Raw genomic sequence first — 9,405 nt, 5'->3', positions numbered from 1 at the left:
CAGCTCGGGTACGCGATCCCGGACACGCTGGTCCAGACCATCCCGTACGTCGTCGTGATCGTCGTCCTCACCCTGGTCGGCCGGACGCAGATCCCCGAGGCCGCGGGCGAACACTACGAGACCGAGGAGTAGCTCGCGCCCGCTGACGACCTCCCGGGTCCGGACGGTCAGTCCGACGCGTCGGTCTCCTCGGTCGGCGAGGGCAGTCGCAGGTCGGCGAACGCCTCGGTGTCGCCGATCCCCGTGACGATCTTGACCTCGTCGGTGATCGGGACGCCGACGCAGGAGAGGCGGGCGTTCGCCCCGCGGATCTGCTCGTCGGAGAGGATCGACTGCCCCGGCATCGCCACGTCGCCCTTCACCACGACCACGGCGCAGTTGGAGCAGGCGCCGCCGCGGCAGGCGTACGGCCACGACCGGCCGCCGCGCTCCGCCGCTTCCAGGATCGACTCGCCGGGCTCGACGAGGAAGCGGCCGTACTCCGGGAGGTCGAGGTCGGCGTCCGCGGCCTTCTCGAAGAGGTCCTCATCGTCCAGCGACCAGCCGTGCTCGGTCAGCGCGTCGCGGTCGAGGTGATAGACGGTGGACGGCGAGCCGGTGCGGACCGGTTCGACCGACCCCTCCGCGTACCGCCGAACCACGTCGGCCGCCTCGCCGACCGGCTCGTCGCCGAGGTCGTCGAACCAATCGCGGACCGTCGCGGGCGCGAGGTTCGACTCCGCGGCGACCGCCCCGATGTCGACCCCTTCGAGCCGGGCGACCGTCGAGACGAGCCCCGGGGAGTCGAGGGCCGCGATCGTCTCCTCGACCCACTCCTCGGAGCGGTCGTACCACGAAGCGAGTTCGGCCGTGCCGATACCTCGGTCGTACGCGACGGCGGTCATCAGCGCCGCGGTCGCCTCCGCCGACCGGACCTCCGAGAGCCACGCCCGGAGCCGGTCGGCGTCGACTCGTTCGAGTTGCCCCATGTCCGTATCGTTCGTTTCGAGGCCGTTAAACGACGAGCCTGAACAGTTAGGCTCCGGACGCGCCCCGGCGCGCCCCGGCCATCGCGAAATTCGTCGGCGCGCGGCCGACCGAAACGGGAGCAAAGAGTTTTGCCCGGCGCACGACACGGTCCGGTAATGGATATCGACGAGTACGACGTCGTCGTGGCGGGGGCCGGGACCGCCGGCTGCTACGCCGCCGCGACGATCGCGAACGAGGGGCTCGACGTCGTCATCGTGGAGCGGAAGGACGCCGAGGAGGCCGGCCACATCGCCTGCGGCGACGCCCTGAAGGGCGCCGACGCCTTCCCCGAAGCGATCCCGAAGGACCGACTCGAACCCGCGTTCACGAACACCGGCGTCGACCACGGTCGCTTCGAGATCCCGCAGGAGGACACAGTCCTAGAGATCCCCGTCCCCGGCGAGCTCGCCGTCATCGATCGCTGGGAGTACGGCCGCCAGCTCATCTCCGGGGCCGAGGACGCGGGCGTCGACTTCCACTACGACACCGTCATCAACGACGTGAGACAGGACGAGAGCGGGCGCGTCACCGGTATCCACGCGGTGCGGAAGGGCGACCCGCAGACGTACGAGGCGGACGTCGTGATCGACGGTGCCGGGTCGCTCTCGCTGCTCCAGGACAAGGCGGACTTCGAGGGGACGACCTTCGACACGAACGTCCGGTACTCGCAGTTCTGCTCGGCGTACCGCGAGATCGTCGACGTGCCGGAGCCGGTCGAGTGGGACGACGCGCTGGTGTTCAAGTCGACCGACCGCGCGGCGGGCTACCTCTGGTACTTCCCGCGGACCGCGACGGAGATCAACGCCGGCCTCGGCTTCCAGATGACGGAGGAGCCGATGAAGCTCGTCGAGTCGCTGAAGAAAGACCTCCGCGACCGCCCCGAGTTCGAGGGCGCGGAGGTCCGCGACAAACTGGGCGCCGCCCTGCCCACCCGACGCCCCTACGACTCGGCGGTCGCGCCGGGGTACATGGCGGTCGGCGACGCGGCGGGTCACGTGAACCCGACGACCGGAGGGGGAATCGCCGGCGCGGCGTACGCGGGCAAGTACGCCGGCGAGCAGGCCGTGAAGGCCGTCTCGGACGGCGACGTGAGCGAGGAGAACCTCTGGCGGTACAACACCCGCGTGATGGACCACTTCGGCGGCCGGTACGCCGGCCTCGACGTGTACAACGTCCTCGCGACTTCGGTCGACGTGGACAACCTCATGGGGCTGCTCGCGTCGCTGCCGGGCGAGAAGCTCGCGGAGGCGCTGTACGAGGGGTCGACCTCGATGTCCTTCGGGCTGAAGCTGAAGGCCGCGGTCAAGTCGTTCGGCTACTGGGGGACGATCCGGAACTTCTACCAGACGAAGTCGCTGGCGGACGAGCTGATCGGCCACTACGAGGAGTACCCGACGAGCCCCGCCGCGATGGCGAACTGGACCCGCCAGCGCGACGACATCATGGACCGCGTCTACGAGACGACCGGCGCCGACGCGAAGTACTGAGGCCGTGAGCGGCTACCGGCTCACTACCGTCGAGACGGTGCGCGAGCAGGGCTCGTGGGCGTTTACGGCTCGTGAGGGCGACGAGGACCGCGAGGTGTTCCTCGTGCCGTGCGCGGACGAGTCGGATGAGCGCGACGACGAGGACCCGCCGGTGCGCGCGTGGATCAACCGCTGTACCCACGAGGACCAGCGGCTTCACCGCGAGGCGGTGGGCGCCGTCACCCGCGGCGGCTCCGTCGTCTGTCCGAAGCACGGCTCGGCGTTCGACGCGTGCGACGGCGGCTGCGACAACGGCGAGGCGGCGGGCACGACGCTCCGATCGGTGGACGTGACCGTCCGCGACGGCGCGGTGTTCCTGACCGACGACGACCTCAGCTACCTCCGCGAGGGGTTGCCGGACGAGGACGACGACGACGGCGCGGGGCCGTCGTCGAGCTCGCACCTCACCTTCTGAACGGGGCGATATTCGGCGGACCGGCGACGTCTACGGCTGCGCCTCCGCGACTCGCCGGATCGCGCCGGCGATCACGTCGATGCCGACGGACAGGTCGTCCTCGACCACGTCGAAGTCGGTGGTGTGGTGCCCGCCCGGGTGGTCGGTGCCGACGCCGAGGTAGCAGGCGAGCCCGCCCTGATCTTGGACGCGGTTCATCAGGTACGTAGCGTCCTCGGAGCCGCCGAGGTCGTCGCTGTCGACGACGTTCGTGACGCCCTCGACGTCGCCCGCGGACTCCCGGACGAGGGCGGCGAGCGCGTCGTCGCTCGTCGCGCTGGGCGCCTCGCCGAGCGTCGACACCTCGACCTCGCAGTCGTGCATCGCCGCGGCGGAGTCGAGGATGCGGTCGGCGTGGTCGGACATGTACTCGGCGAGCTCCGTCGTCTGTCCGCGGAGCTCGCCCTCGATGTGCGACTCCTCGGGGATGATGTTCGTCGCGGTGCCGCCGCCGACGAGCCCAGCGTTCACGCGCGTGGGGCCGTCGGCATGCCGCGGGATGGCGTAGAGGTTCTGGACCGCCGCCGCCATCGCCTGAACCGAGTTCCGACCCTGCTCGGGGCGCGCGCCGGCGTGCGCGGGCTCGCCGGAGAACTCCGCGAGGAAGTGCCGCACCGCGAGGAATCCCTCGACGCCGCAGACGACCTCGCCGGACGGGTGATCGAGGCCGACGTGGACCGCGTAGAGGTAGTCGACGTCGTCGAGGTGGCCCGACTCGGCCATCGGCTTCCCGCCGGCGACCTGCTCCTCGCCCGGCTGGAAGAACACCTTGAGCGTGCCGGAGAAGTCGGAGTCGAGGACGGCGTCGAGCGCGCCGAGCCCCATCGTCGCGTGGGCGTCGTGGCCGCAGGCGTGCATGAACCCCTCGTGCTCGGAGCGGAACCCCTCGGCGGCCGGGACGTGCTCGGCCGACTCAGACTCCGTGATCGGGAGCGCGTCGATGTCGACCCGCAGGCCGATCACGGGGCCGTCGCCGCGCTCGACGACCGCGACGCAGCCGGTGTAGCCGCCCGAGAGCCGGTCGAGGATATCCGGGTCAGCGCCCGCCTCGCGCGCCTGCTCCTCCCACTCCGCAAGCTCCTCGTCGTCGGGGACGTTCAGTCGCTCGTCGGTCGCCAGCGCGTCCGGGCCGACGTGGAGCTCCGTCAGGTCCCGCTCGCGGAGGGCCTCGACGATGCGGGCGGTGGTGTAGAACTCGCGCCACGCGGGCTCGGGGTGGCGGTGGAGGTCGCGGCGGAACGCGCGGTACTCGTCGTCTTCGAGAACGCTCATACCCGTGGGTGGCCCGGGGACAGGTTAAAACGTCGGCTGCCGGAGAGCGACGGGGACCGCATCGGAGCCGACCGCGGGCGGCTCACTCCTCGGCCGTCCCCATCCGCTCAGAGTAGTCCCACGCGTGGATCCGCTCCGGTTCGATCCGGATCTCGACCTCCTCGCGCTCGGATCGCAGGAGCCGGTCGGCGGTCGGGTTGTCCGTGCCGCCGAGGTACTTCGTCAGGAGCGACCGCAGGAGCCGCTTCCCATCGTCGGGTCGGACCGTCGCCCGGCCGCGGCCGCGGACCCCCTTGTACGGCGGGTCGTTCGTCGACACGTCGAAAGAGACGCTGTCGTCGTGGTCGACGAACTCGACCAGATCGGCGTTCGCGCTCGTCGCACAGCGGATCGCGCCGGGCGGCCGCGCCGCGCCGTCGCCGTCGTCTCCACCGTCGGCGCTCCCCCCGCCCGGGTCCCACGCGAACCACAGCGAGACGATCCACGGACGGTCGCCCGGGGTACGGCAGCCGAGGCGGACCGGGACGGACGCGGCGGCGAGGAACTCGTCGACGCGGTCGCGGTCCCACGGGCCGGTCGGGTCCATACCGATCCCACGCCCGCGCCCCGCCTAACAGTTGCGGCGCCCGGACTCGATCGAGGTCGACGGCCGAACCACTCGGAGCCCGGCGGCTCCGGAACACAAGAGAATTGACGATCCCCCCGCGAGAGGTGGTATGACCGACTACTTCGAGGTCCACGAGCGCGACGGCGCCGCCCGGCTCGGGGAGGTCCGCCTCGCCGAGCCCGTGTCCACGCCGGCGCTGGCGGACCCGTTCCTCGACGACGCCGGAAGTCTTTGGGCCGGTGACCGCGAGGTCCCAGACGGCGACGAGACCGCGCTGACGGTGCTTCCCCACAGGGCGTTCCCCGCGGGGACCCGCGACGAGGTACGCGAGTCGTTCGCGGTCGACCACCCCGGCGTCGCGTTCCCCTCGGCCGCGGTCGTCGACAGTCGGAGCGCCCGCGACCTCGGCGCCGACGCGTACCTGCTCTCGGACGCGCAGGGGTTCGTCGGCCACGGCGAGGCGTTCCGGGACGCGATCCTCCGCGCGAAGTCGGCGCTGCCGCCGGACGCCGCGCTCGGCCTCTCCGGTGTCGCGACCCCGCGGAACGTCGCGCTCCTCGCGTACGCCGGCGCCGACCTCGTCGACGCGACGCGCGCCCGGACGAAGGGGACGCAGGGGATGTACCTCACCGCCGACGCGGAACACTTCCTCGAAGACTTGGAGGAGCTCCCCTGCGCCTGCCCGGCCTGCGCGAAACCCCGAAGCGAGTTCACCCGGGACGACTGCGCCGACCACAACGGCAACGCGCTGCGGGCCGAGCTTCGGCGGGTCCGCGAGCGGATCCGGAGCGGCCGCCTGCGCGATTACATCGAGGCGCAGGCCCGCCACGAGGGGTGGCTCACGGCCGCGTTCCGCGAGTTCGACGACCAGTGGGGGTACTTGGAGGAGCGGACGCCGCTCATGCGCGACGCGGAGGTGACGGCGGCGTCGGCGGAGACGCTCGACCGCGTCGAGATCCGTCGGTTCGCCGACCGCGTCACGAGCCGCTACCGGAACCGGTTCACCGACCAGCCGCTCGTGTTGGTCCCCTGCTCGGCGACGAAGCCGTACAGCGACTCCCAGAGTCACCGCCAGTTCCACGACGCGATCAAGTGGCGCGGCCACACCGTCTCGATTACCTCCCCTATCGGCGTGGTGCCGCAGGAGCTCGAGACGACCTACCCCGCTCAACACTACGACTCGGTCGTCACGGGCGACTGGAGCGAAGACGAGATCGAGTTCGTCGCGGAGGTCCTCCGGCGGTATCTCGAACGCAACGACTACTCGCGCGTCGTCGCGCACGTCCCCGAGGACGGGTACCGCGAGATCTGCGAGCGCGTGGAGAGCGACCCCGCGATCGACGCCCACTTCGAGTACACCTGCGTCGACCACCCGACGACCGACGAGTCGCTCGGCGAACTGAACGCCGCTCTCCAGGGCGAGCCGGCGTACAGCAAGCGGGAGCGCGAGCACAACACGGTTCGCGCCATCGCCGATTACCTGCTCGGCGACGGCGCGGGCGACGACCTGTTCGGCGGTCTCGGCGCGAGCGGCGGAGGCGACCGATACGGCGGCGAGGCCGACGTCCGCACCACCGGCCGCTACCCCAAGCTCCAGGTGTGGGGCGACGAGCCCGACGCCGGCCGCGAGGGCGAGCCGGGCGAACAGCTCGCGACGATGGTCCCGCAGTACGGCACGCTCTCGTTCACCCTCGCCGGCGCGCGCCGCTGGGTCGAGAGCGACGCGCCGACGAAGCGGGTGGAGATCGATCAGTTCGTCCCGCGTGGCTCCGTGCTCGCGCCGGGCGTCGTCGACGCGGACGACGATATTCGGGTCGGCGACGAGGTCGTCATCGAGGGGCCGAAGGCGTTCGCGGTCGGCCGCGCGGCGATGTCTGGCCCAGAAATGGCGGGATCGACCCGCGGCGTCGCCGTCGAGGTGCGGCACGGAGAGGAGAAGTAACTGGACGGCTCCGGTGAACTCCTCGGCGGACGATCGCCTTCAGTTGTCGCGCCGGACCCGGAGCCCGTTTCGATGTCGGCCCGCTACGACTCGGGAGCGCTCCGCGAGAAGCCCCCCGAACTATCGGCGTTGCGAGCGGTTCACTCGTCGGCCTCGGATCCCTCCGCGCCGCCGAGTTCGGACAGTTCGGTTTCCAATTCCTCGGAGTCTTCGAGGAGCAACCCCGTCCCGCCCGCGGCGATCATACCGACGCCGATCGCACGGAGTTGCCGGAGGTACGCCGGCTTCGCTTCGAGCTCCGACGCGTTGTCGAAGTTCTTCCCGATCATCTTCTTGCTGAGCCTGACGCTCGCCCGCGGGAAGAGCGCGGTGACGACCCCTTGGACGAGTATCATTGCGGACCCGAATAGACGGCTTTTCTCACAGCTTTTCATACACGGTAGTACGTCTCGCCGCCGGATAACTATTGCCCCTAACACGCAATACCACCACGTCAGTTTTCTTTAGATGCGCATTTCCAGCTACTTCCTCCGTACATATTGTGAACTATTTACAACACTATGTTTATCCGTAGGGCGCCTGTATACGACCTATGACGAGAGACGCTGAGGCGGCGGACCGATGTGGTGGAACCGCCGTCGCTGCGACCGCGAAGCAGCGCCCGACAGACCCGCCGCTCGGAGCCGACACCCCGTCGCGCGTCGGGCCGTCCCCGGACGAGAGGTCGGCATGACCGCACGGAATCCGATAGCCGCTCGGACGCTCGCCGTCCGCGGGGCCGGGACGTTCCTGATCGGGGTCGCCGTCAATCTCGCTCTCGGGTGGATCGCGTTGACCGGGGGTCTCGTGGCGTCGACGGAGTTCTTCCGGTACCCCCCGATCGTCGTCTGGACGCTGTTGGGAACGATCGGTGCGGCCGTTATCTACGGGGCGCTCACGCGTTTCTCCGCGACGCCGGACCGGACGTTCGTCCGCGTCGCCGTCGCCGCGCTCGTCCTGTCGTTCGTCCCCGATGTCGGCCTGCTCGTCGCCGTCGAGGGCGTGACGACGAGCGAGGCCGTCGCGCTAATGGCGCTTCACGTCCCGCCGGCGATCACCGCGATGATCGCGCTCCCGAACACTCCGTTCGGCCGTTAGCCAGCTTCCGGAGTTTACACCTTCGCGAGGCCGGCCGAACCCGCACTCCTCAGTCGTCGGCGGTCGCCTCGGGTCGGTACGCCTCGCTGATCTTCTTCCACTTCCCCGACCGGAACCGGAGGTAGTTGATCGCGGCGGGGATCGTCGTCTCGGCCATGAACGCGAAGTAGAGTCCCCACAGCCCGATCGCCGGGAGCGCCACCTCGGGGACCGTGAGGCCGACGAGCGGGAGGTCGATCGCGGGTGTCGCGTCGTGTGCGCCGACGTACGCGAGCGGGATCGACACGCAGAACATCCCGAGGAACTGGCTCGCGAAGGGGATCTTCGTGTCGCCGGCGGCGTCGAGGGGGCCGGCCGCCCCGCCGGAGACGCCTTGGAAGATCACCGCGGCGCAGGCCGCGTACACGAGGTTGACGGCGATCGGTATCTCCGGGCTGTCGGGCGACTCGGTGAACAGCGAGACGATGTCGGTGGCGAAGACGGCGATCAGCACCGCGGAGACGGCGTACGTCGCCACCGAGAAGCGGATGATGTCGCGGGCGTACGCCTCTGCTTCGTCCGGGCGCTCGACGCCGAGCTCCTGCCCGACGAGGCTGGAGGAGGCGAGGCCGAACCCCCAGCCGGGCGTGTTCATGATCCCCCAGATGCGGCGGGCGATGACGAACGCGGCCACGGTGTTTTCCCCGAACACGTCGAGGATGGCGAGCATCGGGAACTCGGCGGCCGTCCACACGAGGTTGCGCGCCCCGACCGGGACGCCGATCTCGACGAGGTCGCGGAGCATGCCGGGGTTCAGGTACGAGCCGGTCGGGTCGATCGCGACCGGGAACTCGCCGATGAGGGGGGCGCTCCCGCGCACGAGGCCGACGGTGAAGCCGCCGACCGCGAGCACGTTCGAGAGGACGGTGCCGACCGCGGCCCCCTCGACGCCCCAGCCGAACCCGAAGATGAACAGCGCGCTGAGGGCGATGTTCGCGACCGCGCCGCCGGCCCGGACCTGCATCGCGGTGTAGGCGTCGTCGCAGCCGACGAGGATGCGGCTCCCGACGAGGTTGAGCGCGGCGAACGGGACGCCGAGGCCGACGACGCGGAGGTAGTCCGCGCCGTAGGCTATCGCCGCCTCGTTGCTGCTCAACACGTCGATGAGCGCGGGGGCGAACAGCCAGAACGCCGCGCTGACCGGCAGCGTGATCGCCACCGCGAGGAGGACGCTGGAGCGCACCGCGTCCCCCAGTTCGCCGAACGCCTCGGCGCTGTACCGCTGGGAGACCAAGGCGATCGTGCCGCCGGCGACGCCGCCGCCGAACGCGAACGCGAGCCCCCAGTAGGGCCCCGCGAAGCCGACGCCGGCGACGGCGCTCGTGCCGACCGCGACGCCGACCATCGCGACGTCGACCGCGTTCTTCGACATCCGGGCGATCCCGGTGACGATCCGGGGCCACGCGAGGTCGGTGGTCCG

The 9,405-nt window shown here is 70.6% G+C and carries 9 protein-coding genes and 1 pseudogene; 5 read left to right on the top strand and 5 right to left on the bottom strand.

Annotated features, from left to right (window positions below; all coding sequences use genetic code 11):
* Nucleotides 1-132, top strand: a pseudogene (locus B9G38_RS17845) (ABC transporter permease); the annotation flags it as partial.
* A 35-nt stretch (nucleotides 133-167) separates the two neighbouring features.
* Here B9G38_RS17845 and fer read toward each other — a convergent pair.
* A complete protein-coding gene (gene fer / locus B9G38_RS18770; protein WP_086220533.1) occupies nucleotides 168-968 on the bottom strand; it encodes a ferredoxin Fer in 801 nt (266 codons plus the stop codon).
* Between the two features lie 156 nt (nucleotides 969-1,124).
* On the opposite strand from fer, the gene B9G38_RS12120 reads away from it, so the two are divergent.
* Together B9G38_RS12120 and B9G38_RS12115 are read left to right on the top strand one after the other, a co-directional pair.
* A complete protein-coding gene (locus B9G38_RS12120) occupies nucleotides 1,125-2,495 on the top strand; it encodes a geranylgeranyl reductase family protein (RefSeq protein WP_086220532.1) in 1,371 nt (456 codons plus the stop codon).
* Between the two features lie 4 nt (nucleotides 2,496-2,499).
* Entirely contained in the window at nucleotides 2,500-2,949 is a 450-nt protein-coding gene (locus B9G38_RS12115; RefSeq protein WP_049929641.1) for a Rieske 2Fe-2S domain-containing protein, read from the top strand.
* Nucleotides 2,950-2,979: 30 nt separating this feature from the next.
* Here the strand turns inward: B9G38_RS12115 and B9G38_RS12110 are convergent, their stop codons facing one another.
* Nucleotides 2,980-4,260, bottom strand: a complete 1,281-nt coding sequence (locus tag B9G38_RS12110; RefSeq protein ID WP_086220531.1) for an amidohydrolase — start codon at nucleotides 4,258-4,260, stop codon at nucleotides 2,980-2,982.
* Between the two features lie 82 nt (nucleotides 4,261-4,342).
* The gene (locus tag B9G38_RS12105; RefSeq protein WP_086220530.1) at nucleotides 4,343-4,846 is read right to left on the bottom strand and encodes a pyridoxamine 5'-phosphate oxidase; all 504 of its coding nucleotides are present in this window, start codon (nucleotides 4,844-4,846) and stop codon (nucleotides 4,343-4,345) included.
* Between the two features lie 130 nt (nucleotides 4,847-4,976).
* Here B9G38_RS12105 and arcS point away from each other — a divergent pair, with 130 nt between their 5' ends.
* Complete coding sequence (gene arcS / locus B9G38_RS12100) at nucleotides 4,977-6,809, top strand: archaeosine synthase subunit alpha (protein ID WP_086220529.1); 1,833 nt, start codon at nucleotides 4,977-4,979, stop codon at nucleotides 6,807-6,809.
* 140 nt (nucleotides 6,810-6,949) lie between these two features.
* On the opposite strand, the gene B9G38_RS12095 is transcribed toward arcS, so the two are convergent.
* A complete protein-coding gene (locus B9G38_RS12095; RefSeq protein ID WP_086220528.1) occupies nucleotides 6,950-7,243 on the bottom strand; it encodes a hypothetical protein in 294 nt (97 codons plus the stop codon).
* Between the two features lie 295 nt (nucleotides 7,244-7,538).
* On the opposite strand from B9G38_RS12095, the gene B9G38_RS12090 reads away from it, so the two are divergent.
* A complete protein-coding gene (locus tag B9G38_RS12090; protein WP_129452380.1) occupies nucleotides 7,539-7,946 on the top strand; it encodes a DUF6069 family protein in 408 nt (135 codons plus the stop codon).
* 49 nt (nucleotides 7,947-7,995) lie between these two features.
* Here the strand turns inward: B9G38_RS12090 and B9G38_RS12085 are convergent.
* On the bottom strand, nucleotides 7,996-9,405 hold a 1,410-nt coding region (locus B9G38_RS12085; protein WP_086220526.1), incomplete at its 5' end, for an MATE family efflux transporter.

It is taken from the genome of Halorubrum sp. SD612 (assembly GCF_002135005.1).
This window is presented reverse-complemented; position numbering and strand designations above follow the sequence as displayed.